At 63.7% G+C, this 26,195-nt stretch carries 20 protein-coding genes and 1 pseudogene; 10 read left to right on the top strand and 11 right to left on the bottom strand.

The annotated features are described in order from the left end of the window. Nucleotides 1-596 precede the first annotated feature (596 nt). Entirely contained in the window at nucleotides 597-1,340 is a 744-nt protein-coding gene (locus tag FJ958_RS23170) for a DUF1194 domain-containing protein (RefSeq protein WP_181176485.1), read from the bottom strand. A gap of 470 nt (nucleotides 1,341-1,810) precedes the next feature. Here FJ958_RS23170 and FJ958_RS23165 point away from each other — a divergent pair, with 470 nt between their 5' ends. Beyond that, nucleotides 1,811-2,938, top strand: coding sequence for a helix-turn-helix transcriptional regulator (locus tag FJ958_RS23165; RefSeq protein ID WP_140745782.1), 1,128 nt, complete (start codon nucleotides 1,811-1,813; stop codon nucleotides 2,936-2,938). A 373-nt stretch (nucleotides 2,939-3,311) separates the two neighbouring features. Here FJ958_RS23165 and FJ958_RS23160 read toward each other — a convergent pair whose 3' ends face one another. Beyond that, nucleotides 3,312-4,430, bottom strand: coding sequence for an FAD-binding oxidoreductase (locus FJ958_RS23160; RefSeq protein WP_140745780.1), 1,119 nt, complete (start codon nucleotides 4,428-4,430; stop codon nucleotides 3,312-3,314). A 215-nt stretch (nucleotides 4,431-4,645) separates the two neighbouring features. Between FJ958_RS23160 and FJ958_RS23155 the strand changes: the two genes are divergently transcribed. The 5 genes from FJ958_RS23155 (at nucleotide 4,646) to FJ958_RS23135 (ending at nucleotide 11,372) form a co-directional block, all read left to right on the top strand. Next, nucleotides 4,646-5,551 carry a LysR family transcriptional regulator gene (locus FJ958_RS23155; RefSeq protein ID WP_140745778.1) on the top strand — a complete coding sequence of 302 codons (906 nt, stop codon included), beginning with the start codon at nucleotides 4,646-4,648 and terminating at the stop codon, nucleotides 5,549-5,551. 89 nt (nucleotides 5,552-5,640) lie between these two features. Continuing rightward, nucleotides 5,641-7,719 carry a hydantoinase/oxoprolinase family protein gene (locus tag FJ958_RS23150; protein WP_140745776.1) on the top strand — a complete coding sequence of 693 codons (2,079 nt, stop codon included), beginning with the start codon at nucleotides 5,641-5,643 and terminating at the stop codon, nucleotides 7,717-7,719. Between the two features lie 4 nt (nucleotides 7,720-7,723). Beyond that, nucleotides 7,724-9,709 carry a hydantoinase B/oxoprolinase family protein gene (locus FJ958_RS23145; RefSeq protein ID WP_140745774.1) on the top strand — a complete coding sequence of 662 codons (1,986 nt, stop codon included), beginning with the start codon at nucleotides 7,724-7,726 and terminating at the stop codon, nucleotides 9,707-9,709. Then, complete coding sequence (locus FJ958_RS23140; RefSeq protein ID WP_140745772.1) at nucleotides 9,706-10,008, top strand: (2Fe-2S)-binding protein; 303 nt, start codon at nucleotides 9,706-9,708, stop codon at nucleotides 10,006-10,008. Before FJ958_RS23145 ends, FJ958_RS23140 begins: the two co-directional genes overlap by 4 nt. After that, nucleotides 10,005-11,372, top strand: a complete 1,368-nt coding sequence (locus tag FJ958_RS23135; protein ID WP_140745770.1) for an FAD/NAD(P)-binding oxidoreductase — start codon at nucleotides 10,005-10,007, stop codon at nucleotides 11,370-11,372. Before FJ958_RS23140 ends, FJ958_RS23135 begins: the two co-directional genes overlap by 4 nt. 46 nt (nucleotides 11,373-11,418) lie before the next feature. Here FJ958_RS23135 and FJ958_RS23130 read toward each other — a convergent pair whose 3' ends face one another. Continuing rightward, on the bottom strand, nucleotides 11,419-12,744 hold the full coding sequence (locus tag FJ958_RS23130; RefSeq protein ID WP_140745768.1) for an FAD-binding oxidoreductase: 1,326 nt from the start codon (nucleotides 12,742-12,744) through the stop codon (nucleotides 11,419-11,421). Between the two features lie 224 nt (nucleotides 12,745-12,968). On the opposite strand from FJ958_RS23130, the gene FJ958_RS23125 reads away from it, so the two are divergent. Then, nucleotides 12,969-13,445 (top strand): Lrp/AsnC family transcriptional regulator, encoded by a 477-nt coding sequence (locus FJ958_RS23125; RefSeq protein WP_140745766.1) that lies wholly within the window; start codon nucleotides 12,969-12,971, stop codon nucleotides 13,443-13,445. Nucleotides 13,446-13,488: 43 nt separating this feature from the next. On the opposite strand, the gene FJ958_RS23120 is transcribed toward FJ958_RS23125, so the two are convergent. Beyond that, nucleotides 13,489-14,430 carry a LysR substrate-binding domain-containing protein gene (locus FJ958_RS23120; RefSeq protein ID WP_140745764.1) on the bottom strand — a complete coding sequence of 314 codons (942 nt, stop codon included), beginning with the start codon at nucleotides 14,428-14,430 and terminating at the stop codon, nucleotides 13,489-13,491. Nucleotides 14,431-14,502: 72 nt separating this feature from the next. Here FJ958_RS23120 and FJ958_RS23115 point away from each other — a divergent pair, with 72 nt between their 5' ends. Together FJ958_RS23115 and FJ958_RS32155 are read left to right on the top strand one after the other, a co-directional pair. Continuing rightward, complete coding sequence (locus FJ958_RS23115; RefSeq protein WP_140745762.1) at nucleotides 14,503-16,578, top strand: NADH:flavin oxidoreductase; 2,076 nt, start codon at nucleotides 14,503-14,505, stop codon at nucleotides 16,576-16,578. Between the two features lie 106 nt (nucleotides 16,579-16,684). Next, nucleotides 16,685-16,798: pseudogene (locus FJ958_RS32155) on the top strand (Lrp/AsnC family transcriptional regulator); the annotation flags it as partial. On the opposite strand, the gene FJ958_RS23105 reads toward FJ958_RS32155, so the two are convergent. The 7 genes from FJ958_RS23105 to FJ958_RS23075 all read right to left on the bottom strand — a co-directional run bounded on the left by FJ958_RS23105 (nucleotide 16,799) and on the right by FJ958_RS23075 (nucleotide 25,195). Continuing rightward, complete coding sequence (locus FJ958_RS23105; protein ID WP_140745760.1) at nucleotides 16,799-18,454, bottom strand: ABC transporter ATP-binding protein; 1,656 nt, start codon at nucleotides 18,452-18,454, stop codon at nucleotides 16,799-16,801. Next, nucleotides 18,451-19,302: an ABC transporter permease gene (locus FJ958_RS23100; RefSeq protein ID WP_140745758.1), complete on the bottom strand. Its 852-nt coding sequence runs from the start codon at nucleotides 19,300-19,302 to the stop codon at nucleotides 18,451-18,453. The genes FJ958_RS23105 and FJ958_RS23100 overlap by 4 nt, the downstream gene beginning before the upstream one ends. After that, nucleotides 19,299-20,249: an ABC transporter permease gene (locus FJ958_RS23095; protein ID WP_140745756.1), complete on the bottom strand. Its 951-nt coding sequence runs from the start codon at nucleotides 20,247-20,249 to the stop codon at nucleotides 19,299-19,301. Before FJ958_RS23095 ends, FJ958_RS23100 begins: the two co-directional genes overlap by 4 nt. An 85-nt stretch (nucleotides 20,250-20,334) precedes the next feature. Beyond that, nucleotides 20,335-21,945, bottom strand: a complete 1,611-nt coding sequence (locus FJ958_RS23090) for an ABC transporter substrate-binding protein (protein WP_140745754.1) — start codon at nucleotides 21,943-21,945, stop codon at nucleotides 20,335-20,337. A gap of 64 nt (nucleotides 21,946-22,009) precedes the next feature. Next, a complete protein-coding gene (locus FJ958_RS23085; RefSeq protein ID WP_140745798.1) occupies nucleotides 22,010-22,732 on the bottom strand; it encodes an HAD-IA family hydrolase in 723 nt (240 codons plus the stop codon). A 236-nt stretch (nucleotides 22,733-22,968) separates the two neighbouring features. Continuing rightward, nucleotides 22,969-24,342, bottom strand: coding sequence for an aspartate aminotransferase family protein (locus tag FJ958_RS23080; RefSeq protein ID WP_140745752.1), 1,374 nt, complete (start codon nucleotides 24,340-24,342; stop codon nucleotides 22,969-22,971). Nucleotides 24,343-24,355: 13 nt separating this feature from the next. Next, a complete protein-coding gene (locus tag FJ958_RS23075; protein WP_140745750.1) occupies nucleotides 24,356-25,195 on the bottom strand; it encodes a GNAT family N-acetyltransferase in 840 nt (279 codons plus the stop codon). 317 nt (nucleotides 25,196-25,512) lie between these two features. Between FJ958_RS23075 and FJ958_RS23070 the strand changes: the two genes are divergently transcribed. Next, on the top strand, nucleotides 25,513-26,181 hold the full coding sequence (locus FJ958_RS23070) for a haloacid dehalogenase type II (RefSeq protein ID WP_140745748.1): 669 nt from the start codon (nucleotides 25,513-25,515) through the stop codon (nucleotides 26,179-26,181). Nucleotides 26,182-26,195: the final 14 nt, after the last annotated feature.

The raw sequence follows: 26,195 nt of genomic DNA, 5'->3' as shown, positions 1-26,195 counted from the left end.
CCAGCACCATGTTCGCATGAACATGTACATCGCGCAGGCGCAGCGCGGCCGCTTCCGGGTTGTGAAGAATCTGGGCCCGATAGATCCGAACGAGCGCGTGCTCACCGGCGAACTCCACCTCGACAGCGTGGGTTGACTTGGCCGCGTCAATCCCGTTGTTCCAAGTGGCGGGGGCGGCCAGTTGCGTGCCCTCGCCACCCAACCGGACTCACAGCGACTGTCCCAATCACCCCCATAAAGCAGTTCATTGGTCGCAATGGTCAGTTTTACCAGCCACAATTCGGAACAGGTGTTCATGATGCCTAATCATCTCGGAAGAGTTTTCAAATATTGGAGCTGAACTGTCGACGGTTGTCGCCGGTATGGGCAATGGCGATCGCCGGAGGGAAATTGGGTCGAGCGCCAGGAGCTGAAGCGCCCCGATGCGAACGCGTAGCAGAACGAGGGGCGCAGCGTCGTTGTAGAGGAATTTCGAACGTGTTGCATTCCTGAGAACTCCACGATGTGCGCACGGGTGGGGCGTTCCGGCTCTCGTTTCGTAACGCCCGTGGCTTTCGTGACAAATCGGCCGCTGCGGAATTAACGTTAGGGGCTCTTTATCGTCCAGGCGCCTCTCCGACCGTGTCGCAATCGACAACCGGTCCTGAGTGGACCTGATAAGCCGCAGGGTGCACGCTGGCAGACAGACCAGCAATCTCATTTACGAGCTTGTTTCGGATCGCGTTTGCGAAGTCGGCTGTCTTCGCTACGGTGACAACGAAAGTCCCGGAACCGCCGATGACGCAGCTCTCATAGTACAACTCGACATAACGCGGACCAAAGCTGTCAAGTGTGTCGTCTGCGTGCAGCAAGATCACCAGCCCATTGATGGTCACGCCATCGGCTATGAGTGTGTCGTGCACCGGTTGAAGCGGAAGGCCGGCATTGTTGGGTCCATCACCAGAGACGTCGATGACTTGGCGATCGCCTGCAGGCCCACCCGCCAGCAGCTTGCCCGCCAACAGGAGCGCCCCTGAGATTGAGGTGCCGCGCCCCCTGATGATTGGTTGGGCTCGCAGCGCCTCTGCGAAGGCGGCCGCATCTTCGGGCTGCTCCAGAATAGCCCATGGTATCCGCACGCTCTGGTGGTCTGGGCCTGCCCACTCGACATAGGTTATACCGATTCTGCCGCGCCGGCCGGATTTGATGGACCGCCAAACTTTGGCATCCTGGAGCGCTTCGACATATCCTTGCCGCTGCAGCCGTTGTTCCGCCTCGCCCATTGAAGATGATACATCGACGCTAAGAACCAGTTCGAGATCCACCGAGGAAACCGGCTCAGCCGTGGCTGACATCGACATTGTCACGCCTACCGCGACAGCGAACAATCGGGCTCGTGCCGTTTGCGCAGCGTAGCGTGGAACGAAAGACATCATCTCACTGCGTCCATCCGATGGTCGATCGGGAAGATGCTGCCGGCGACTTTGTCTGCCATCACCCGTATGGGTGAATATCGGGACTACGCTGCTCCTAGTGAATGTGGGCCGGAATCCAGCACCAACGCGTCGAGATTCCTGCCTGCCGGGAGGTGGTAGATGCCTGAGCGGGCCGCGAAAGTCTGGTACGACGCCGTGGCACCGGCACGCGCAGCGCCGAGGATGTGCGCCTCTATGCCCGGTCAGAGTTACCGACCAGATGGCCAAGTGAGCCTTATCGTCGCCTTTCACCACGTCCCGCGATCGGCGATGAGTGACTTGCTGTACTGAATTTCAGCCATCTGTGATATCGTCGCGGGTGAGTGGTAACTCATCCAAATGAAGGTGGGTTTCGAATGGCTCCCGACGCAACCGCACTTGCCCTAGAGGCCTGCTACGACGCCGCTTTCGAATTTGAGCGGTGGCCGGGAGGGCTGCAAAAACTTGCGGATGCGCTGGGCGCGACGAGCTGCGCTCTCCGCACCTGCGAAAAAGCGCACCCTTTTGCGGCCGATCAGCGTGGTAAAGCCGGCCGCGTGCCGGACTCCACGGAACATGCTGAATTTTCGGCTCTTTGGCATCAGCGGATCGGAGACGCTCCCAGTCCCCATCTTGAGAGGCCGCAGCTGCTCGCGAAACCCCCGATCAGTTTCACTGTAGAGGACGAAATCACAACTCCGCAGGAACGAAGGGGGCTGTCTTATTATCAAGAGATCGCCCGTCCCGGACACCGAGAATGGTGGGCCTTGGTCGGCTTGGTGGTCAAGAACCGCAGATGGGGGGTGTCGCTGTACCGCGATGCTCAGAGAGGACCGTTCTACCCGAGCGAAGCTGATCATTTCCTGAGAGTGGCGCCGGGCCTGAGCCGGATCATAAGCACAGCAGAGAAGCTCGGCGAGCTATCTGTCGGTCCAAGCCTAATAACTCTTGATCGGCTCAATTTTGGCGCGGTGCTGCTGGACTGTCGTGGATGCGTGAGGCGGTTTAACGAACGCGCAGCAGCCCTGTTCGGCTCCGACCTTGTTGTCCGACACGGCCGCATCCGCGCGACTGATCAGCCGAGTGACGCCCGTCTTCAAGGCTTCATCAGAGCCGCCGTTTCGGGTCTGTCGGTTCGGTCCGAACCTGTTGTCATTACGCGCCAGGGGTACCCCCGGATGATAGCGGAGGTGATGCCCATGACTGCATTAGGGCATGATCTGTTCAATGGCGGCGACATCCTACTGTATTTCACAAATCTTGTGACCGAACCGGTTCTGAATGAGCAATTGCTGAGCGTGACTTTCAAGCTGACAAGAGCGGAAGCGCGTCTGGCCTCGCAATTGGCATCTGGGGAAGGCATTCGCACGGCGAGCGCAAAATTGGGCATCAGCCGCGAGACCGCCCGAACGCAGCTGCGGGCTGTCTTTGCGAAAACGGGGACGAGCCGCCAGGCCGAACTGGCGGCACTGTTGTCCCGCTTGCCCATACCTTCGCGGCATTAGACGGCCGCTCATTGCCGTTCAATCGGTCACAAGGTAGCAACAGGCGATCGTTGGCCCGGAAGTGGCATCATCGGCAGTCCGGGACTGATCACGTATCGGGCAACGGCAGCTTGTTCTACCTGAGCCCACCAAAAGCCGCATGCTCGACCAGCCACTAGCGCCCCATGTGGACGTCCGCGACAGGCGCTGACTTACCCCGAAACACAAATCCCCATAGCCCACCGCTTGCGGCCCGCGGGTTCCTGCATGAGAGACTTTCGTACGCCTGACGGCACCCGAAACCGTTCAGCGATATCGCCCGTTGCGGTAAGCTCTGGTGTTTCCTAAAAACGGTCATGGCTTCGGGGAGGCCAACCGTGATCGGTTCGCTTCGTTAGGCTCCGCGGCTGAAGCGATTGATCCTGAAATCGTCGATCGGTGTCTCGCAACGGTCGGTCACGATCAGTTCGGCCATGGCGTCACCAACGCCGGGGCCGAGCTGAAAGCCGTGTCCACTGAAGCCGAAGGCGTGAAACAGCCCTGGCGTCGTTGCCGAGCGTCCCATCACGGGCAGCATGTCTCGCATATAGCCTTCGCAGCCGGACCAAGTACGGATAACCGCGACTTGAGCGATCGCCGGCAGCAGCCGCACGACGGCGCGCAACTGTGCCGGCAGGCGCCTGGGGTCGGCCGTCGCATAGCCCGGATCCAGGTCCACCGGCACCCTTTCGGCCGCGCCGCCGAAGACGATGTTGCCCCGCTCGACCTGGCGCAGATAGGCGCCATGGTCCTTGTCACGCGTCCAGAGGCCGACTACCGGCAGGATCCGATGCGGCAGTGGCTCGGTCACGCCCATCTGCGGGCCACGGGCATCGAGCGGCACCTCTTCGCCGAACTGCGCGGCGATGCGCGCGCCCCAGGCGCCGGCGGTGTTGAGCAGGCACTCGGCGGCGAACGTGCCCTTTCCAGTGGCGGCAAGGAAACCGGAATCCGTATGCTTGATCGTCTGGACTTCAGCTCCCTCGACGATTTCCGCGCCCAACTTGCGCGCAGCCTCGGCAAAGGCTGGCGCAATCAGCCGCGGGTTGCCGCTGCCGTCGCGGGGCGAGAACGAGGCCGCGATCGCGTCGGGACCGAGTCCGCGAAAACGGGCACGAATTTCGCGCGGACCAAGTTCTTCCAGTTCAAGCCCCCAGGGCCGCGCCGCTTGAGCATAGGCGCGCATGTCGGCGAGACCGCCTTCATCGAAGATCAGTCGGACATGACCGGTGGCGCGGAACTCCACGTCGCGGCCCAGCATTTTCTCGGCTTCGCCCCACAGCCTGAGCGAGCGGTGGGCCAGCGGAAGCTGGGACAGATGGCGCCCGGTGCGCCGGATATTGCCGAACGAGGCGACGGTTGCGCCCGTGCCGATCCGATTGCGCTCGATCAACGTCACGCGCGCGCCGCGCCTGGCAAGGAAATAGGCTGAAGCCGTCCCCATCAATCCGCCGCCCAGCACGATCACATCCATAGTCGTTTCTCAGAGCATGATCCCGAAAGTGGGAACCGGTTTTGCGAAAAGATCATGCTGCAACCAGAGCTGGACCAAGAGGACGATTCAGCCAAACATCATCCTGATCTGGCGCAGAGCGGATAATCTTTGAACACGCCGATCTTGTCCGCGCGGCGGCATTGCGTCAAAGATGGGTTTGAACGAGAGCCATAAGTTTTACCTATGGAGTGGCAATGCGGGCCCGGCAGCTCGAAGTGTTTATCTCGGTCATGCGCGCAGGCACCGTGACCGCCGCCGCGCGGATGCTGAACATCTCCCAGCCTGCGCTCAGCCAAATCCTGCTCCACACCGAGGACGAGCTCGGCTTCACGCTGTTCGAGCGCGTCAAGGGGAGGCTGCGGCCGACCCCGGAGGCGCTTGAGATCTTCGCCGATGCCGAAAGGCTGTCGGCGGGGCTGGAAGGCTTGCGCCGCAAGACCAACGACCTGCGTCTCGGCCGGACCGGGCTGGTGCGGGTCGCGGCCTCGCCGCCGCCGGCCATGGCGGTATTGCCCCGCGCATTCACCAAATTTCGGGCGCGGCATCCCGATATTCTGCTGCGTTCCCATATCGCGCCGATCGCCGCGATTATCGACATGCTGCGCGCCGGCGATGCCAGCCTCGGCGTGGCAATGGACGACCGCCTACCGCCCGACGTCGAGGCCGAAGTGATCGGCAGCGTAGGCTTCGCTTGCCTGCTGCCCGCCGGGCATGCGTTGGCCAGGAAAACCGAGCTGATACTCGCTGATCTCGTCGGGGAGGAGTTGATATCCTATCGCGGAAATACCCGTCCCGCTGACGAACTGGCCCACGCCGGCCGCGCGCAGGGCGTCACGCTCTCGCCATCGCTCGAGATCGACGTCTCCATTTCCGCGGTCGGCTTCGTCCAGGCCGGTCTCGGCATCGCCTTGGTCGACGCGCTGCTGCCGTGGCACCAGTTTGCCGGGCTTGCGGTCAGGCCGCTGGCGGAAGGGCCGGAATTTCCAATCGCGTTGCTCACCTCGCGCACACGGGGGCTTTCGCGGGCCGACGAGATGATGCGCGACGAAATCCGTGCTGCCTGTTCGGCCGTCCTCGGCGAACATCGCGCCAAAGCATAAGTAAGGCTTATATCTTTGCTCGTCATCCATCTTGGACCCTGACCGTCCGTTCGTGCCAGTCTTGGTCGGCGGACAGGAAGGAACGCATCATGGACGGTACGATCGCGGCGAATGAGGCGCGGCAAGAGGCTGACTGGAAGGTCGGCGTCGACATTGGCGGGACATTCATCGATTTCTGCGCGCTCGAAGTAAACTCCGGACGCCTCGCTTCGCTGAAGGTGCTGACGACGCCGCAGGATCCCGGCGCCGAACTGATGACGGGTCTTGCCCTTCTGGCCGAGCGCGAAGGCTTTGATCCAGTCCGTATGACGCGCTTCGTGCACGGCACGACCGTCGGTATCAACACGATCATCCAGCGCAAGGGCGCGCCGCTCGCGCTGCTCACCAATGGCGGCTTCGAGGATGTCATCGAACTGGCGCGGCTTCGCATGCCGGACATGTATTCGCTGTTCTGCTCGCGGCCGGATCCGCTGATCTCGCGCGACATGGTCTTCGGTATTCCAGCACGCATGCGCGCCGACGGGAGGGAGTCCAGGGCGCCGGACATGGCGGCGGTGGAAAGCGCGGTCGCTGCGGCGAAATTGAACGGTGCGCAAGGGATCATCATCTCCTTCCTTCATGCCTGGCGCAATGCTGCGCAGGAAGCCGCCGTCAAGGCGGTGATCACGCGCCTTGCGCCCGACCTGTTCGTCTTCACCTCTGCCGAGGTCTGGCCCGTCATCCGCGAATACGAGCGCAGCTCGACCGCCATTCTCAATGGCTATGTCCATCCGCGCGTCTCGGGCTATCTGACGGCGCTGGAAGAGCGGCTGTGGAGCCGCGGTGTACCGGCGCGCCCGATGCTGACGAAGTCGAACGGCGGGCTGATGAACGCTGCGGAAGGCAAGCGCGCCTGCGTGAACATGCTTTTGTCGGGGACGGCGTCAGGAGTGATCGGCGCCTCGTGGCTGGCGCGCCAGGCTGGCGAGGACAAGGTTCTTACCCTCGACATCGGCGGGACCTCGGCCGACTTCGCCCTCATCATCGGCGGCAAGGCGCAATTCGGCACCGGCGAGTTGATCGGCGAATTCCCGCTCCATATCCCCTCCGTGTCGGTGAGCTCGATCGGCATCGGCGGCGGCTCGATCGCCGGTGTCGACGCGCAGGGTGTGCTGCGCGTCGGGCCGGAATCGGCTGGATCGACACCTGGGCCGGCATGCTATGGCCGGGGCGGCGAGCGGGCGACAGTGACGGACGCCATGGTGGTATGCGGTTGGCTCGGTCACAGCGAGATGGCCTATGGACAGCTTCGCATCGATACCCGGCTGGCATATCGCACGGTCGGTGACCTTGCCGCCCGGCTCGGCCGCCCGGTGGAGCAGACGGCCCAGGCGATCCTGGACATCGCGGTGTCGGAAATGTTCGTCGAGGTCGAGAAACTCGCCTCGCGCGCCGGCGTGGACCTGCGCGAATTCACGCTCATGCCCTTCGGCGGCGGCGGCCCGATGCTCGGTGCCTTCCTTGCCCGCGAACTTGGCATGAAACGCGTCATGGCGCCGCGCCGCCCCGGCGTGGTGTCGGCCCTGGGTGGGCTGGTGGCGGATCTGCGCGGAGATTTCATCCGGACCGTCTTCAGCCCGTTATCGGACGCGTCGCTGCCGGCAATTCGCGAGGCCTTCGACGCGCTTGCGGGTGAGGGCCGTCATTGGCTCGCAGCGCAGGGGCATAACGCGGCCGCGGAACTCAATCTCTTCTGCGACATGCGCTATGTCGGGCAGAGCTATGAGATCGAAGTCGTCCTTTCGCCGCAATGGCTGGCGGACGGCGATATGGCCGCCATCGTGCAGGCTTTTCACCTCACCCATCAGCAACTCTACGATTTTCACGATCCGGACGGCGACGTTGAGCTTGTAAACATCCGGCTATCCGCCATAGGCGCGGGGCCGAAACTTTCCCTCCCGCAAGCCGATGAGGTCGACGCCCCGGCCAATCCGGCACGACGGCTCGCGGTCTATACGGGACTCGGCGTCGAGACCGTCGACCTTCACGACCGGCAAACCCTCGTGCCTGGCAGCACGTTCCATGGGCCTGCCGTGGTCGTTCAGGAAGATACAACGTTTGCAATCCCCGCGGGAGCGCAGGCACGGGTCGACCGCCATCTCAACCTTCTGCTCACCTTCCCGGAGTGACGCCATGTTTGACCGCACAAACCTGCAGGTTCTGGCGAACCATGCCCGCGCGGCGGCCGAAAACATGGCCCACACGCTCCACCGCACCGCGCACTCCGCCTTCGTCAAGGAGACGCAGGACTTCACGGTGATGCTGATGGACAGCACGGGCGCGACCTTCGCCGTGCCGATGGAACTCGGTGCCACCTGGTATCCGGGGCTTTCGTACCACCGCGCGATCGCGATGGTCAGCGACTATCGGCCGGGAGATGTTGCCTTCACCAACGATCCCTATTCCGGCCACGTCGCCACGCATGCGCCCGACACGCATCTATGGAAGCCGGTCTTCGTCGACGGGGAGATCGTCGCCTGGACCGGCGGACACATCCACAACACCGACATGGGCGGGGCGGTGCCGGCCTCGCTCAGCCGGGCGCTGACCGAAATCCACCAGGAAGGCATCCGCTTTCCGCCGATGAAGCTGGTGAAGGAGGGCGTCTTCGACGAGACCATCCTGCGCATCATGAGCACCAATGTGCGCAAGCCCGACCTCAACATCGGCGACATCAAGGCGCTGGTCGGCGCACTCAACACCGGTGAGCGCAAGATCCAGGCGATGGTGAAGAAGTTCGGCAAGGCCGGCTTCGTCGAAGGCGTCGCCGCGCTTCTCGACCACGCGGAGGCGCAGGCGCGTGACGTGCTCCGCGCCATGCCCGACGGCACATGGGAGTTCGCCGACTATGCCGACGAGGATTCGGTCGAAGCCAATCCTTGCCGGCTGAAGCTGACGCTGACGATCAGGGGCGACGAGGCGGTGCTCGACTTCACCGGCTCCGATCCGCAGCTCGGCTCCTCGCTCAACGTGCCCTCGGGCGGCGACCCGCGCCACACCATGCTGCTGGTAGGCGTCTACTATGTGCTCTACACGCTGAACCCGAAGATCCTGCTCAACACGGGCCTCACCCGGCCATTTACTTGCATCACGCCCCTGGGTTCGGTGCTCAATCCGGTCCACCCGGCCGCCGTGGGCATGCGCTCGCTGACCTGCGCCCGGCTACGCTCGGTTATCTTCGGCGCTTTCTCGCAGGCCGTGCCAGAGCGGCTGCCCGCAGCACCGGCCGGCAACAACTGCATCGTCAACGTCATGACCACGGACGAGCGCACCAGCCGGACCGTCATCGCGGCGGTGAACCCCGTGGTGGGTGGCGGCGGGGCGATGCCGCATCGCGATGGGACAAACGGATCGGGCGCGGATGCCGCCTATCTCAGGAACACGCCGATCGAGATCACCGAAACCGAAACCCCGGTCGAATTCGTGAAATACGGGCTCGCCAGGGACAGCGGTGGTGCGGGCCGCTGGCGCGGCGGGCTGGCGACCGAAATGGCCTTCCGCGTCTTCGCCCCCGACTCCAGGATTACAGCACGCAACCGCGACCGCAGCTTCTTCCGTCCCTGGGGCGTGCTGGGCGGCAAGGCGGCCGGCTTGTCGGACATGGTCGTCAATCCCGGGACCGAGCACGAGCGGCGGCTGGGCAATATCGACACGGCGGTCCTGCAGCCAGGTGACATGCTCGAGATCCGCTCCGCTGGGGGCGGTGGGCGTGGCGATCCGTATCGGCGCGAGCCGTGGCAGGTCGCGCGGGACGTGCGGCGCGGCTATGTCTCGGCGGCAGCGGCCGAGCGCGATTACGGCGTCGTCCTGCGCGGCGGCGAGGTCGACGAGCAGGCGACGACGCAGCAGCGCGCACGGCACGGGCCCCCTGCCGGCCATTTCCATTTCGGTCCGGAGCGCGACGGCTACGAAGCACAGTGGACGCCGGCCTCCTATGATCGGCTCCACGCTCTGTTGGATGCCTTGCCGATCCATTGGCGGTTCTTCGCCAAGACAGAAATCTTCCGGCGCATGAAGGGACGCGCCGGGCCGGAGGGCGTTCAGGCGGCCTTCGATGCGGTCTGCGAACGCTTCCCCGAACTGCCGCATCCTTGCCCGGTGCGAGAGGCCGCGGAATGATCACGCCCGGCCGCATCGTCCGGCTGGCGGAGCGCGACCGGGCAGAGGTGCATTTCCTTCTCGCCGGTGAGATGCGCGGCGCGCTCGCGGGAGACACCGTGCTGACCGCCATGCTGGCATCAGGACACGCCTTGCGGAACTCCGAGTTCGGATCGGAGTCGCGCGCCGGTTTTTGCCTGATGGGCGCCTGCCAGGACTGCTGGGTTTGGCAAGAGGAGGGACCGCGTCTGCGCGCGTGCACAACCCTGATTGCCGAGGGCATGCGGCTGCGCACCACGCCGCCGGAGAACTGGCCGTGAGCGATCTTGCCTCGCCGCGGATCGTGATCGTGGGTGCAGGCCCCGCCGGTATAAGGGCTGCGGCGACGCTGGTCGATGCTGGCTTCCATCCGATTGTGATCGACGAGGGGCAGCGCGCGGGCGGACAGATCTATCGTCGCCCGCCTGCCGGGTTTACCCGCCCCCCGCAGCAGCTCTACGGGTCGGAGGCGCAGAAGGCGCGCGCGCTACATTCGCTCTTCGACCAGCTGGCCGCAGAGGGGCGGCTCACCCATTATGCGCGCAGCTCGGTCATTGCGGTGCATGAGGGTCGTCTGCATGTTCTGGGGGAGAGCGGCGTCCAGGTGATCTTCTATGACCGTCTGATCCTTGCCACTGGCGCATCCGACCGCGTCGCTCCCGTCCCCGGCTGGCAGAGCGCCGGCGTCTACAGCCTCGGCGCGGCGCAGATCGCGCTGAAGGCACAAGGCGTGGCACTCGGGCGACGGATCGTCCTGACGGGATCCGGGCCTTTACTGACTCTGGTTGGTGCGCAGCTCGTCAAGGCTGGCGCCCATGTGCCGGCGGTGCTCGACACCTCTCCCTGGCGCCAGCAACTACGAGGGCTGTGGGAGCTTGCCGCTCGGCCAGTCGTCGCGTTGCGCGGGTTGGTTATGCGAGCGCGGCTTGGTGGCCGTTATCACGCGGGCGTGACGCTCGAACGGATCGAGACCGACGGGTCGGGCGTGGCGGCGGTGCGCTGGCGCGACGCTGGTGGAAGGCAGCGCGCCACATCATGCGACATGGTGGGCATGGGCTGGCATTTGCGGGCCGAGACGCATCTCGCCGACCTGGCAGGATGCGCCTTCACCTATGATGAACAGTGGCGGCAATGGCTGCCAAAGATCGATCGGATGGGTCGGGCCGGCAATGGGATTTATCTCGCCGGCGATGGGGTCCGTCTCCTCGGGGCGGACGGCGCGGAGATCGCTGGGTGCCTTGCCGCGGCCGCGTGCCTTGCCGATCTCGGACGTCCGGCGCCTTCCGCCAACGCCGATCTGCACAAGCTCGCGCGGCTGGAGCGCTTTGCCCGCGGTCTGGCTTGCGCGTTTCCCTGGCCGTCCGAGATGGTGCGGGCGCTGCCCGAGGACGCGATCGTCTGCCGCTGCGAGAATGTGAGCGCGGGCGTCGTGCGCGAGAGCGCGGATGCCGGCGGCGGCGAGGCCAACAGGGTGAAGTCGCTTTCGCGCGTCGGCATGGGGCGCTGCCAGGGGCGCTACTGCCAACTGGCCGCCGTCGAACTCGTCGCGGCGAAGGCCGGTTGCAAGCCCGACGCCGTCGGCCGGTTTCGCGGGCAGGCGCCTGTCCGACCAGCGCCGATCGGCGTCTTTCTTCGGGAAAGCTGATGTGATTGCTAAAGCCACGGCTATGGGGGCGGGCATGAATCGCCTCTCAGAAGTCGGCGACCTTGCCCCAGGCCGAAGCGTCGAAGCGGCGCGGATCGTAGGGTGTCGCATCGACGATCGGTTCCGACCCGACCACCAGATCGGCGACGAGGTGTCCAGCGCCGGGCCCGATGCCGAAGCCGTGCCCCGAAAATCCAGCAGCCAGGAAGAAACCCGGAAGGGTAGGGATCTCGCCGATGGCGGGCACGCCGTCCGGCGTGCTGTCGATGTAGCCGGCCCAGGCCGCGCTGATCGTCGTCTTGCGCAGCGCCGGCAGCAACTCAAGCGCACGGGCATGGGTCAGGCGGATGGTCGCCTGGTCCGGGGCCGGATCGAGAATGCGCATGCGCTCCATTGGCGTCGGTTGGTCGAGCCGCCAAAGCTGGAGCGTTTCGTGCCCAGAACGCATACCCTGCAGGCCGCCGGGCGCGAGGCTGCGCCACCGCTTCAGGAACATCGGCACGAACTGCGACGAAAAGCGCAGTTGCTGCGGCGTGACGTCCACGCGTCCGCGACCGCTTATGGCGAGCGTATAGCCGCCGTTGCCGCGACGTGTAACCGAGATCCGTGCCGTGTGCAGCGCATCCGGAAGGCCCTCCGCGCCTAGCGACACGGACAGGATGGAGGAGCGAACCGAGGCCTGCGGGAAGCGGAAGCCAAACTGATGGCAAAAGGAGGAGGCCCAGGCGCCGCCAGCCAGGACCGCCACCTTGGTGCGGATCGTCCCGTTTTCGGTGACCACGGCGCTCAGGCGTCCGCCCTCGGTCTGGATGCCGCGTGCGGCGCAATTCTGGTGCACTGTGCTTCCGAGCTTCAGGATGGCACGAGCGACCGCGGGCGCGGCTTGCGACGGATCGGCGGTGCCGTCGGTTGGCGAGAAGACGCCGCCCTTCCACGTCCGGCCCGTGGCGCCGCCCCGCTCGCTGGCCTGGGCGCCGTTGAGCATGTGCGTCGTGACGCCAGCCGTTCTGGCAAAGTCGCGCCAGCGCGCCCACCCGGCCAGTTCCGCCTCGTCATTGCTGAGGTAGAGCAGGCCGTAGCGGCGAAAGCCGGTGTCTTCCCCGGTCTTCGCCGCAAAACGCTCCCACAGATCGAGGCTTCGTGTCGCCATCGGTAGTTCGCGGGCGTCGCGGTTCTGCTGGCGGCACCATCCCCAGTTCCGGGAGGACTGCTCGGCGCCGATGCGTCCTTTTTCGACGAGCGCAACCTTCATGCCGCGCTCCGCCAGGTAATAGGCCGTGAAGACGCCGACGACGCCGCCGCCGATTATAACCGCGTCCGCGGCTTGCGGCAGTTCGCCGGATGTCTCGATTTGCTGCAGCGGCGCGCGCATGATCCTCTCTCATTTGACGTTTCAATCTATCGCGTTGCGCAGGCAGCCGCTGCTGCAGTTGAAGGCGAAGCAGAATTTTATTCCGACGACCCCGTGGAAATCGGAAGTCCCTGCGTTTCAAAGCAGTGTTCGTTCGGATGGACAGGCAGACGGGCTGTGGTAGTGTCGATGGTTATTGGCACGGCAGCATTTTGTGCTGTGGCTTGCGTTGTTCGGAGACGGCCATGAAACTGGATCGGATCGACATCAAGATTCTGCACGAACTGCAGAAGAACGGCCGCGTCACCAATGTGGAACTGGCCGAGCTGGTCCATTTGTCGCCGAGCCCTTGCCTGATGCGGGTCAAGAAACTCCAGTCGGAGGGCTATATCGAAGGCTATTCCGCGCAGATCAATATCGGCAAGCTCGGCCAGATGCTGACCGTGTTCACGGAGATCACCTTGAGGAACCATCGCCAGGTGGACTTCGCCCGCTTTCTCGCCGTGGTGGAGAAGATCGACCAGGTCATCGAATGCCATCTCGTCTCGGGCGGCTACGATTACCTGATTAAGTTCGTCACCGCCGGCATTGGCGAGTACCAGACGATCATGGAGCGGCTGACCGATATGGATATTGGCATCGACAAATATTTCAGCTTCGTGGTGCTGAAGTCTCCCATCGTCAAGGCGCACATGCCGCTGCCCAGCCTGTTTCCGATGTAGTCGGCGCTGGCCGAGCCGTGCTGCATTTGTGGCCTGCCGTCCGCTACAAGATGTCCGGCCGCAAGATCGGGTGCAGTGCCTTCAATTCGGCTTGCATCTCGGCGACCATCCAGGCGCGGATGTCAGAAACGATCGGCCGTAGCGGCCGTGAGCGCGGTGCAATAAGCTGATGGATCCGGCCCGTATTGATCTGCCGGTCCGAAGCTGGGACAAGGGTTCCCTGAAGCAACGCTCTCGAGACGTTGCTGAGCCAGCCGAGCGCCACGCCTTCCCCGTTCATCGCGGCCTGAAGCACGACCGCGTAGTCGGAAAATTCGAGCCACTTTGCCCTGCTGGTCCTGCGGTTGGCCACGTTGCCCCAAGCGTCCAGCCACTGCTCCTTGGCGTCCGTCAGATGCAGCAGGGCATGACCCTCCCCAGTCCCGGCATGCATCAACCGACCGTGGGCTGACAAATAGGATGGGCTGCATACCGGAACAATGATTTCCGGCGAGAACGCCCAGCGGTGATAGTGGGTGTCGTCGTCCGACAGGATCCTCGTGGCAAGGTCGACATTCTCGGCCGGCCCTCTCAGAACGCCCGCGATCAGTTCGAACCTCAGGTCCACATCCGGAAACCTCGTGTTGAAAGCTCCTAACCTGGGAACGAACCAATATGTTGCCAGAGAACTCGATAGAGAGAGGGTGACCATCGGCTTTGCAGCACCGCTCTGCTTGATTCTCCGGATCACCTCCTCGATGCCGTCAAACCCCTCCCGCACGGCCGAATAGAGGGCACGCCCTTCTGCGGTCGGGGCCAATCCCGCTGGACTGCGCGTGAAAAGCGCGACCCCAAAATCGGCCTCGAGCTGGGCGATGCTGCGGCTGACCGACGGTTGCGTGACGTTGAATTCGCGCGCTGCGGCGGTGAAACTGCCAGAGCGGACAGCAGCTTCGAAAACAAGCAGTCCGCGCGCGGAAGGGATGAGTTTTGCGAAACTGGCCATACGCTCAGCGTATAGCCACCCTAACGATTTTCAAGCTTTCTCCAGCCTCACAAATGACGGACTATAACCCTCATGAATGGGAGGGGGCACGACGTGAACACAGCGGCATCTCCAGCAGGCGGCGCGTCCGGCGATCCTCTGCTTCAGCCGTTTCGGCTCAAGGGTCTGACGCTGCGCAACCGTGTCGTCAGCACCAGTCACGCCTCGATGCTGGACGATGGCGGCCTGCCGCTCGAGCGCTACCAACGCTACCATGAGGAGAAGGCGCGCGGCGGCCTGGCGATGACCATGGCGGGCGGCTCGGCCATGACCTCGCCCGACTCCAGTTGGGGTGGCGGTCAGCTGGACCTTTCGACCGATCGCATCGTCCCTCATCTCCAGTTGCTATCGCAGCGAATCCATCGCCACGGCGCCGCCGTCATGTGCCAGGTCTCACATCTTGGCCGGCGCGCCACCGCCTACGCCGGGAACTGGCTCCCGCCGGTGGCACCGTCACGCATCCGAGAGACGCGAAACCGGAATTTCCCGAAGGAGATGGACGCTGCGGACATCGGCAGGATCATCGAGGATTACGCCAGCGCCGCCAGGCGCTGCCGTGACGGAGGTCTGGATGGCATCGAAACCGTTGCCGGCGGCCATCTGATCGGGCAATTCCTGTCGCGTAGAACCAATAGGCGCACGGACGCCTACGGCGGCTCGCTGGAAAACCGTGCCCGCTTCGGCTTGATGGTTCACGAGGCGATCCGCCGCGCAGTCGGCGACGACTTCGCTGTGGGTATCCGCTTCGTGATCGACGAGGCAGTCGAAGACGGACCGGATTTCGAGGAATGCCTTGATTTCGCCCGGCTGTTCGAGCGGGAAGGCCATATCGACTTCTTCAACTGCATCTTTGGCCGCATGGACACTGAGCTGTCCCTGGCCGAGCAAAACATGCCCGGCATGTTTAGCCCCAGCGCGCCGTTTTTGCCCGTGGTCGGCAGGTTCAAGCGGGAAACCAAACTGCCCGTGATCCACGCCGCGGCAATCCGGGATGTAGCCACGGCTCGACATGCCATCCGCGAAAACCTGGTCGATCTGGTCGGCATGACCCGGGCGCATATCGCCGACCCCCATATCGTCAACAAGGTGATGCGCGGAGAAGAAGAACGCATCCGCCCGTGTGTCGGCGCATCCTATTGCCTGTACAAGAAGGTGCAGTGCATTCACAACCCGGCCAGCGGCCATGAGACGATCGTCAACCACATCATTGACCGGGCCGAAACGCCGAAACGGGTGGTCGTGGTCGGCGGTGGCCCGGGTGGGATGGAAGCGGCACGGGTCGCCGCCGAGCGCGGACACAAAGTGACCCTGCTTGAAGCCGGAGCACGGCTTGGCGGACAGGTGCTCGTCGCGGCCTCCGCCTCCGACCGCAAGGATCTCATCGGCATAGTCGACTGGCGCACCGGCGAACTCACTCGCCTTGGTGTGGAAGTTCGTCTCAACACCTATGCGGACGCAGCAGTGGTCCTCGCCGACAAACCGGACGCGGTCATCATCGCCACCGGCGGCGTTCCCGACATGGAGTGGCTGGAGGGCGCCGAACATTGCCACAGCGTCTGGGACGTCTTGACCGGGGTGGTGCCGGCGAAGGACGATGTGCTCATCTACGATGAGACCGGACGCCAGGCCGCAATTTCCTGCGCTCTGCATCTTGCCCGTCTGGGGCGCTTGGTCAGCCTGGCCATAGCGGACGACACCCTGGCGATCGAGACGCCTTATCCGGACAGGGTGAGTTTTCGCAAACGCGCCTCGGAACGCGGCATCCGCGTCATCAGCGACGTGCGCCTGGTCAAGGCAGCACGCCAAGGCAACGGAATAGCCGCCACATTCCGGCACGAACTCACCGGTGCGGAAACGGAAGTGCTCGCGGCCCAACTCATTGTCGAGCGCGGCACCGCGCCCATGGAGGATACCTACCAGGAATTGCGTGTGTGCTCAGCCAACAGCGGCGTCACCGACATAGCACTCATGACCGGCGCGGGGACAAAGGAAGCTGATAATGCCCAAGCCGCTGGATCGTTTGTCTTGCACCGCATTGGAGACGCGGTTGCCAGCCGGGACATCTACTCGTCGATCTACGAGGCCTACCGGCTCTGCTCGCAATTGTAGCGTCGGGAGAGTTCCGCGGCACGGATGACGGCGGAGCTAACGGCGGCTCCCAAAACCTCTATTCCTGGACAGTTCATCAAACTCGATCGAATTGACATCGAGATCCATGGAGCAGCTCACCGACATGGATATCGGCATTGACAAGTGTTTCAGCTTCGCGGTGCTGAGGTCTCCCACCGTCAAGACGCATATGTCGCTGCCCAGCCTCTTTCCCTTGTAGTCAGCGATGGCCGTACTGGCTGACCAGCTCGGGGTCTCGGACGAGGCTATCGAGCCACGTCGGATCGAGCTTCGGGACTGAGGAGAACAGAAGCTTCGAATAGGGGTGGGTGGGCGCCTGCAGTTTGTCGGGCGTGATCTGCTCCACCCGCTCGCCATTGTACATGACCATGATCTGGTCACAGATGGCCTCGACGACCGAGAGGTCGTGGCTGATGAAAATGTAGGAAAGGCCCAACTCGCGCTGCAGTTCCTTGAGCAGTTCGATCACGGCGGCCGCCACCACCGCGTCGAGCGCCGAGGTGATTTCGTCGCAGATGATGAGCTTGGGCCCGGCCGCCAGGGCGCGCGCGAAGTTCACCCGCTGCTTCTGGCCGCCCGAGAGCTCCGACGGGCGACGGTAGCGCAGCGCCCTGGGCAGGCGGACCATGTCAAGCAGTTCGTCGACGCGCTTCGAGCGCGCCTGCCGGTCGAGCCGGTGATAGAAGGCCAGTGGACGGGAGATGATGTCTTCGATCGCCTTGGCTGGATTGAGCGCGGTGTCGGCATACTGGAACACGATCTGCATCTCGCGCAGCTGGTCCTGGCTGCGTTTGCCTGCGGCACGCTCCAGTTGCTTGCCGTCGAAGATGATGTCGCCGGCCGCCGCCGGATGAATGCCGGCGATGACGCGCGCCAGCGTCGATTTTCCGCAGCCGGATTCGCCGATGACGCCGAGGTTGCGCCCTTTCTCGACGACCAGGCTGACGGAATCGACGGCCCTGATGAGTGGCAGTCCGTCATCTCGCAGCGCGCCATAGCCGGCCGTCACATTATCGATGCGCAGCAACGGCTTCGCGCCGGCATCTGCGTCCGCGTGCGCTTGCCGCGGCTTCGGCTCGAAGGCAGCCAGCAGTTCGAGCGTATAGGGGTGCTGCGCAGCCGAAAGAATCTGAGTCGTGGTGCCGGTCTCCTGCACTTGGCCGCCCTTCAGCACCACAATGTGGTCGGCGATCTGGGCAACGACCGCGAGATCGTGCGAAACGTAGACACCCGCTATCCCGCCGGCCCGCATGACCGACTTGAATGCCTTCAGCACATCGATCTGCGTCGTCACGTCGAGTGCCGTCGTAGGTTCGTCGAAGATGACCAGCTTGGGATCGCCGATAAGTGCCATGGCCGCCGACAGCCGCTGCAACTGCCCACCTGAAACCTGGTGCGGATAACGGGCGCCGATTCCTTCCGGGTCCGGCAGCGACAAGGCCCTGAACAGCTCGACCGCGCGCTTTCGCGCCTGCTCGGACGGCATCAGCCTGTGGATGCGCGTAACCTCGATCACCTGCTCCATGATGGTGGACGAAGGGTTGAAGGAGGCGGCGGCACTTTGCGGAACATAGGCAATGTCGGTGCCTCGCAACCTGGCGCGCTGCTTTTCGGAAAGCGCGGCCATGTTCTTGCCGTTCACATTGATTTCGCCGCCGGTGATCCGGCAGCCAGATCGCGCGTGTCCCATGAGCGAGAGCGCCACCGTTGTCTTGCCGGAGCCGCTCTCGCCGATCAGGGCGACGATCTCGCCATCGGCGATGTCGAGGCTGACGCCCTTGATGATCTCGACGACGCGTCCGGCGTCGGTCGTCGCCTCGATCCTCAGGTTCCTGACCTCGACGAGATTGGTCATGCGTCCCTGTCCCTGATCTTCTGCGGCAGGTTGTCGATCAGCAGGTTGACGCTGATGGTCAGGCTAGCGATCGCCAGCGAAGGCACGATGACTGCAGGCGCCGCGAAGGGCAGGCCGCCGATGTTCTCGCGCACCAGCGCGCCCCAATCGGCGAGCGGCGGCTGCAGGCCGAGCCCCAGGAACGAGAGGCCGGAGAGCAGGAGCACGATGAAGACGAAGCGCAGGCCGAAGTCGGCAAGCACCGGACGGATGATATTGGGCAGAATCTCCGACCCGATGAGATAGACGGTGCTCTCGCCACGGACGCGAGCGACGGTCATGAAATCCATGGTGTTGATGTTGACGGCGAGCGCCCGCGCGAAGCGGTAGGCGCCTGGTATATAGATGACGGCCAGCGTCAGGATCAGCGCCGGGATCGACGAGCCGACCGCGGCGACGACCACAAGGCCGAACAGCTTGCTGGGGATGGAATTCATGGCGTCGAGGAAGCGGCTGAGGCAGATGTCGAGCCAGCCACCGGTGACGGCCGCGATCATCCCCAGCACGACGCCCGAAAAGCAGGCGATGGCGACGGAGGCGAGCGATATGCCGACGGTGTAGCGCGCGCCCATAAGCACCCGCGAGAGCATGTCGCGCCCCAGATAGTCCGAGCCGAGCCATAGCCCCTGACGCATCGGGCCGAAATAATCGTCGTCGACGATGTCTCCAATCGAATGAGGAATGATGTAGGGCGCGAGTATCGCGACAAGCGTCCAAGCCAGGATGACCAAAGCGGCCACGATGCCCACGAGGCTGTAGCTGTGGCCCAGGAAGGATCGACGGGAGGTTGTGGCGCGCGCAATCGTCATCTGAGCCTCGGGTTGGACATGATGGCGACGACATCGGCGGCGGTGATGAGCAATAGATAGCCGAGGCAGAAGATCATCGCGCAGCTCTGGATCAGCGGCAGGTCTCGGGTGGCGACGGCATCGACCATCAGCTTGGCGATGCCGGGATAGTTGAAGATCGTCTCGACGATGATGATGCCGCCGACCAGATAGGACAGCGAGAGCGCGACCGCGTTGACGATCGGCCCGAGCGCATTGGGGAGCGCGTGTCTCAGCACCATGCGGCCGCGTGAGGCGCCTTTGAGCAGCGCCATCTCGACATAAGGCGTGGAGAGCGTCTCGATGACCGCGGCGCGGGTCATGCGGATCATCTGAGCGGAGATGACGAAGGTCAGCGTGATCACGGGCATTGCATAGATGCGCACGAGGTCGGTCAGAGTATGCGCCTCATTGACCGAGGACAGCGCCGGCAGCCATTTGAGATAAACGGCGAAGAGCAGGACCGCGAGGGTCGCGACCATGAATTCCGGCACGGAGATGACGCCGATCGAAACGACGGTGACGGTGCGGTCGTAGAGGGAGCCGTGCAGCATGGCGGCGGTGATACCCAACGTCAGCGCCAGGGGCACCGAGAGCAGGGTGGTGATGCCGGCAAGCTCCATGGTGTTGACGAAGCGCCCACCGATCAGCGCCGCGACCGGCATCTGGTTGGCATAGGAAGTGCCGAGATCGCCGTGGAGCAGGCCGAGAAGCCAGCGCAGGAAGCGCAGGATTGCCGGATCGTTGAGATGCATGGCCTCGCGCAGGCCGGCGACGGCTTCGGGTGTAGCCGCCTGGCCGAGCAGGATCGACGCGGTGTCGCCGGGCAGCATGCTGGTGGCGAAAAAAACGGCGAACAGCACGATCAGAAGCGTGACCGCCGCGATCCCCAGCCGCTTCAGCACGAGGTTGAGAACCCCAGACGTCATGGAAGCGCTCCTGCGGTTGTTCGGCCAAGTAATCTTGCGCAACGAAATGCCGGGGGCTGGCTGACTGGCCCCCGGCTGGCTTCCCTCAGGCTTCGAGCCAGAGATATTCCGCCATTGCGTAGCCCATCATGCCACCGAGCGGGTTCGCCTCCAAACCCTTCACCTTGCTGGAGAGGGCATCCACGTTGGAAATGTAGGCCGGGATGATGGTGCCGGCCTCCTCGGAGACCATAGCCTGCATCTGGCCATAGATCTCCTTGCGCTTGGCCTGGTCGAGCAGGCCGCGCGCCTCGATGAGCATCTTGTCGAACTTCTCGGACTTGTACTGGCTTTCGTTCCACGGCGCGTTGGATGCGTAGAGGAGCGAGAACAGAATGTCCGGCGTGGGGCGCGGATTGATGTTGCCGAAATGGATTGGCGCCTTGAGCCAGTAATTGTCCCAGTAGCCGTCGGCCGGGACACGCTGGACGTCGAGCTTCATACCGATATCCGCGCCGGCGGCCTGGATGATCACAGCCATGTCGATCGATGAGGTGGCGGCGTCGGAAGCGACCACCGGGATGGACTGGCCGAGCAGGCCTGCCTTCTGGAAGTGGAACTTCGCCTTGTCCGGGTCGAAAGCCTTCGGCTTGACGTCGGCGTTGTGGAAGACATTGGCCGGCGAGACGGGCTGGTCGTTGCCGACTTCACCGAGGCCACGCAACGCCGATTTGACGATCTGCTCGCGGTTGACGAGATATTTCATGCCGGCCACGAAGTCGGCCTTGTTGCCGGGGTCCATATCGAGCCGAATGTTGAGATCCGTGTAGTTGCCCGAGGTCGTCTTCGACAATTCGAAGCCCTGCTGGCCGCTGATGAGCTTCATCGCGCGCGGATTGATCGAGGCGGCGAAGCTGATGTCGCCGGACAAGAGCGCGTTGACACGGGCGCTGTCGTCACTGATGGCGATGAATTCGAACGAATCCAGGTAGGGCTTGCCCGATTTCCAGTAGTTCTTGTTCTTGGTGACCACCGAACGCACGCCAGGCTCGAACGTTTGCAGCACGAACGCGCCGGTGCCATTGCCCTTGGAAAAGTCCGTGGTGCCGTCCTGGACGATCATGAAATGGTGCAGCGCCAGGATGGTCGGCAGGTCGGCATTCGGGTCGGCGAGCGTGATTTCCACGGTCGACTTGTCGACCGCCTTGAAGCCGGTCATCTGCGCCGCGATCTTGGCGACCTTGGAACCGACCGACTTGTCGAGATGGCGCTTCAGCGAGAAGACGACGTCGTCGGCGGTGAGGTCCTTGCCGTCGTGGAAGGTGACGCCCTTGCGCAGCTTCACGGTCCAGGTCTTGGCGTCCTTGCTGTCGAAGCTTTCGGCCAGCTCCATCTGCGTGACGCCATCCTTGTCGAGGAAAGTCAGTCGGTTGTAGAGCGAGCAGCAGCGGACATAGTCGGTGGACAGCGACGCCTTTGCCGGATCGAGTGTGTCGGCGGTCGAGGACGACCAGCCGGCGGCTTTGAAATTTCCGCCGGAAACCGGCGTGGCGGCTACGGCCTGGGTGGCGCGGCCGAGCACCACGCTGCCCGCGGCAATCGCGGCGCCACCGGCCAACAGCATCTTGAGAAGTTCGCGGCGGTTCGCGCCCCGCCGAATGGCATTTTCGACCATGGCATCGTCTGCGCTGGTCCAGTTCGTGATCTTGTCTTTCATGTTCATTCCCCTTTCTGTTGTTTGGTCAGGATGCTCGTCTTGCTGCGGCTTTCCGGGCTTTGGCTCAGGTTCGTTCCTTCAGGCTTTCCCGAACGGCCGCTGCAAGGGAGGCCATCGAGGTGAAGTGGTGGTCTGGTACGGTGAAGCGCTCGGGCTCGATCGTGCCGCCATAGCCCTTCTGGGCGTGCCGGCGTTCGATCCAGCAATTGGTCATGCCGAGCGCCCGGGATACGCCGATGTCGTGATGCTGGCTTTGCGCGACGTGCAGGATGTCGTCCTTGCTGTCGCCCCTTGAGGCGACGAAATCGAAGACCTTCTGGAAGAAAGCAGGGTGGGGTTTTTCCGTGCCGGTCTCGTCGGCCGTGAAGGTGGCGAAGAAGGGTGATCCGAGCTGCTTCTCGAAATGATCGAGCGCCCAGCGGCGGGCATTGGTCATGGCAATCAGCTTGTGTGACTTCGCAAGCTCGGCCAATGCCGCCTCACTGTCGGGGAAACCTTGCCAGGCACTGGCGGAGTCCCGCAGCCGGACGCCATATTTCTCCTCGGCCGGCAGACCGAGTTGTGGGGCGATAACCATGTAGACACGCACGAGATCGTCGGGAAACAGGCCCGCATCGGGCATGTAGCGAGCCTGCCGGTACAGGGCCAGCGCGGCTTCGCCATCGATGGCAACGCCGGCCTCGGCGGCAATCCCGGCCAAGCAGGTCGTAATGCCGCCTTCGAAGTCGATCAGCGTGCCGACAACGTCGAAGGTCATATACTTGAATTCGCTGAAGCCCCTGGCCAAGACTGGCTCTCCTCTGCGCGCGGCCGCATTAATCGTGCTGAACAGAACAAAATTCCGTGCTGTCCGGAGCGTCGGCCTTTTCAAAGGCCCGGAAATTCGGGTCTTCTGGCCTTGTCTTAAGAGCAGTCTGGCACTTCCCCCGCGCTGGATTCGCCGAAAAGGCGTGAGGGGGCGGCACAAAATTGCGAAATCATCTGCCCCGGCGATATTTCGAGACACGAAATATTCGCTGCCCGTCATGGCAGGGCCTGGCGAACATCCGGGTCCTCGAGCGTCTGGTCAAGCGTTCGGCGCGTGCGCTCCACGATCACGTCGATGTCGCTGTCTGTGCAGCACAGCGGGGGTGCATAGCCGATAACCCCATGCGCAAACGCACGGATGATGAGGCCGTTGTCCCATGCCCTGTCGAAGACCCGCCGCGCCGGCATGGCCGACGCTGGAAGCGGTGTCTTCCTCTCTTTATCGACCACAAGTTCGATCGCCGCGAGCATGCCGCGACCGCGCACATCGCCGACCAACGGATGGTCGCGCAAGCCCGACAGGCCAGCCATCAGGCGGGCGCCGGCCTTGATGCCGTTCTCCAGAAGACCGTCTTCGTAGAGCTTCAACACTTCGAGGGCGACGGCGGCGCTGACCGGGTGGGCGGAATAGGTATAGCCGTGGCCGACGGCCGAGGCGCCCGCGCCGTCGGCGATGACCTCGTAGACATGGTCGGCCATGAACACCGCGCCCATCGGAACATAGCCCGAGGTCAGGCCCTTCGCCGTCGTCATGAAATCGGGAACGATGTCCTCGTCCGTGCAGGCAAACAGGGGCCCAGTGCGGCCGAAGCCGGTGATCACTTCGTCGGCGATGAACAGGATGCCGTACTCCCGGCAGAGTTCGCGCATGGCCTTGATCCAGCCTTTCGGCGGGACGATGACGCCGCCCGAGCCCTGGATCGGCTCGGCATAGAAGGCGGCGACCCGCCACGGCCCGATCTCCTCGATCTTGGCCTTTAGCGCGGCAAGCGACGCGGCGATGATCGCGTTCCCATCCTCGCCTACCGGGTTGCGATAGGGATAGGGGGAAGGGATCTTGTGCTGCCATTCGAAGGGAATGCCGAAGCCGGCATGAAAGGCGGGCAGGGCGGTGAGGCCCGCGCCGACCACCGACGACCCGTGATAGCCCTGCTCGATGGATATGAACTGGTCGCGTTTCGGCTCGCCCCTCGCATTCCAGTAGTAGCGGACGAAACGGATCGTGCTGTCGACCGCGTCGGAACCCCCGAGCGTGAAATAGACGTGATTGAGATCGCCGGGCGCGCGCTCGGCCAGCTCCGAGGCGAGCCGGATGGCCGCCTCCGAGCCGAGATCGAAATAAGCCGTGGCGTAGGGAAGCTCGCGCATCTGCCGGGCTGCCGCCTCGACGATGCTGTCGTGGCCATAGCCGGCATTGACGCACCACAACCCCGCGAAACCGTCGAGAAGTTGCCGGCCGGACGCATCGGTCACGGTGGCGCCCTTGGCCGATTTCAGCACGCGTACGCCGACCGCCTCATGGCCACGGTATGAGGCGACAGGATGGATGAGATGGGCGCGGTCGAGTTCGATCAGGGAATTGGCGAGCATTGTTGTCTCCGGACTAGCCGAGCGCCTGGTTGGCGAGGGCGAAAATTCTTGGCCTGGACTGTTCAGTATCTTTCTTGGGCGGACGGTCCATGGCCACCCCGCCGCCGACATGGGCGAGGCCGATTTCCTCGAGCCAGCCGGCAATGCCGGTCCTGCTGTCGGTATCGACACGCAGGAAGGCGCCGGGGCGGGTCGCGGCGAAGAACGCGAGTAGGGCCTTCGCGGCGTCAGCACTTCCCGCGATGACCGGACCGATCACCTCGCCGCGTCCGAACGGTCGGATCGCGGCATAGGCCTCGATAACCCCGTTGCGGCGGATCATGGCGAATTGGCCGCGCTCGGCCAGCGCATCGATCAAGGCTTCACGGTCGGCGCCATAGGCACCGCGGTCCAGCGCCTTAATTTCCGGCAGGTCATCGGCGCCTGCTGCGTCCACGCCGTCGGGCGCCTCAAGCTCGGTGACCTTGCCCTGATGCTGCATGATGGTGCCGGAGGGCACGAAGCCCAGCTTCTGATAAAGAGGCATGCCGTCGGTCGTCGCGACGAGCCGCAGCGGACGTTCGCCCGCGAGGGTGAAGGCTTGCTCCATGAGACGGCGCCCGAGCCCCTTGCCCCGCGCGTCCCTGTCGACGATCACCATGTTGATCATGGCGCAGTCCTTGCCGTAGGGCGTGACCAGGATGGTTCCGGTGACGCGGCCCTGGTCGTCGAGCGCGACCGCGCCGCTCGAAAGCTGCAGCGCCATCTGCCAGTCCTGCTGCCGATGCGGCCATTTCTCCTGGCGGGAAAGCGCCACCGCGCCCTCGATGTGGTCGGGCCGGAAGGCCTGGAGTTCGATCTCGCCCTGCTGCATTGAGCGTCCTTTCGTCTGATGCCAAGTTTCGGCTATTGGCGCGCAGCAGATCGTCTGAAGACCTCGACTTTGGCAGTATCTTTCGCCGTAGCGTGAGGGGCGCGCCGCATCTTGTGCCGGCGCCGTCCGAAGCGAGCGCGCCACGCCACGAAATCGCGCTGCCATCGCCAGGCAAGATGCTACAGCGTGCCAAACGGGATGGCGGATACGGAACTTTCTGCTTTCGGGAGGTTCATTTCGGTCAGGTGGCTCGCCGGATGCCGGCATATGATCAAGCATCCCGAATGCGGATGTGCTTCTACCGGAGATCGACGGACATGGCTTCCTTTAGGCCCAAATACATCACCTTCGACTGCTACGGCACGTTGACCTTCTTCCAGATGGCGGAAGCGGCGCGCGATCTCTACGGCAGCCGTCTCGACGAACCGCGCATGCAGGAGTTCATAAAGAACTTCGCGGCCTACCGGCTCGACGAGATCATGGGCGACTGGAAGCCCTATGCCGACGTCGTCCACAACGCGCTCGAGCGCGCCTGCAAGCGCAACGGCGTCGCTTTCAGCGCCGAGGACGCCAGAATGGTCTATGAGCGTGTTCCGACCTGGGGGCCTCACGCGGACGTTCCGGCCGGCCTGGCGAAGGTCGCCAAGGAAATCCCGCTGGTCATCCTCTCCAACGCCATGAACGCGCAGATCATGTCCAATGTCGAAAAGCTCGGCGCGCCATTCCACGCCGTCTACACGGCCGAACAAGCGCAGGCCTACAAACCCCGCTTCAGGGCGTTCGAGTATATGTTCGACATGCTGGGCTGCGGCCCGGAAGAGGTGCTTCACTGTTCGTCTTCGTTCCGCTACGACCTGATGTCGGCACACGACCTCGGCATCAAGAACAAGGTCTGGGTCAACCGGGGCCACGAGCCGGCCAACCCGTATTACGGCTATGTCGAGATCGCCGATATTTCGGGTCTTCCGGACGTGGTTAGGCTTTGAGACAGACAGGATGC

Source organism: Mesorhizobium sp. B2-3-5 (genome assembly GCF_006442395.1).
Lineage (GTDB): Bacteria > Pseudomonadota > Alphaproteobacteria > Rhizobiales > Rhizobiaceae > Mesorhizobium.
This window is presented reverse-complemented; position numbering and strand designations above follow the sequence as displayed.

Coding starts and splice junctions, on each gene's coding strand:
- FJ958_RS23160 (WP_140745780.1), bottom strand. CDS start 4,430: ATGGATGTGATCGTGCTGGGCGGCGGATTGATGGGGACGGCTTCAGCC.
- FJ958_RS23130 (WP_140745768.1), bottom strand. CDS start 12,744: ATGCGCGCGCCGCTGCAGCAAATCGAGACATCCGGCGAACTGCCGCAA.
- FJ958_RS23070 (WP_140745748.1), top strand. CDS start 25,513: ATGGCTTCCTTTAGGCCCAAATACATCACCTTCGACTGCTACGGCACG.
- FJ958_RS23080 (WP_140745752.1), bottom strand. CDS start 24,342: ATGCTCGCCAATTCCCTGATCGAACTCGACCGCGCCCATCTCATCCAT.
- FJ958_RS23120 (WP_140745764.1), bottom strand. CDS start 14,430: ATGGCCAGTTTCGCAAAACTCATCCCTTCCGCGCGCGGACTGCTTGTT.
- FJ958_RS23170 (WP_181176485.1), bottom strand. CDS start 1,340: ATGTCGATGTCAGCCACGGCTGAGCCGGTTTCCTCGGTGGATCTCGAA.
- FJ958_RS23140 (WP_140745772.1), top strand. CDS start 9,706: ATGATCACGCCCGGCCGCATCGTCCGGCTGGCGGAGCGCGACCGGGCA.
- FJ958_RS23165 (WP_140745782.1), top strand. CDS start 1,811: ATGGCTCCCGACGCAACCGCACTTGCCCTAGAGGCCTGCTACGACGCC.
- FJ958_RS23150 (WP_140745776.1), top strand. CDS start 5,641: ATGGACGGTACGATCGCGGCGAATGAGGCGCGGCAAGAGGCTGACTGG.
- FJ958_RS23075 (WP_140745750.1), bottom strand. CDS start 25,195: ATGCAGCAGGGCGAGATCGAACTCCAGGCCTTCCGGCCCGACCACATC.
- FJ958_RS23125 (WP_140745766.1), top strand. CDS start 12,969: ATGAAACTGGATCGGATCGACATCAAGATTCTGCACGAACTGCAGAAG.
- FJ958_RS23145 (WP_140745774.1), top strand. CDS start 7,724: ATGTTTGACCGCACAAACCTGCAGGTTCTGGCGAACCATGCCCGCGCG.
- FJ958_RS23095 (WP_140745756.1), bottom strand. CDS start 20,249: ATGACGTCTGGGGTTCTCAACCTCGTGCTGAAGCGGCTGGGGATCGCG.
- FJ958_RS23155 (WP_140745778.1), top strand. CDS start 4,646: ATGCGGGCCCGGCAGCTCGAAGTGTTTATCTCGGTCATGCGCGCAGGC.
- FJ958_RS23105 (WP_140745760.1), bottom strand. CDS start 18,454: ATGACCAATCTCGTCGAGGTCAGGAACCTGAGGATCGAGGCGACGACC.
- FJ958_RS23115 (WP_140745762.1), top strand. CDS start 14,503: ATGAATGGGAGGGGGCACGACGTGAACACAGCGGCATCTCCAGCAGGC.
- FJ958_RS23090 (WP_140745754.1), bottom strand. CDS start 21,945: ATGAAAGACAAGATCACGAACTGGACCAGCGCAGACGATGCCATGGTC.
- FJ958_RS23100 (WP_140745758.1), bottom strand. CDS start 19,302: ATGACGATTGCGCGCGCCACAACCTCCCGTCGATCCTTCCTGGGCCAC.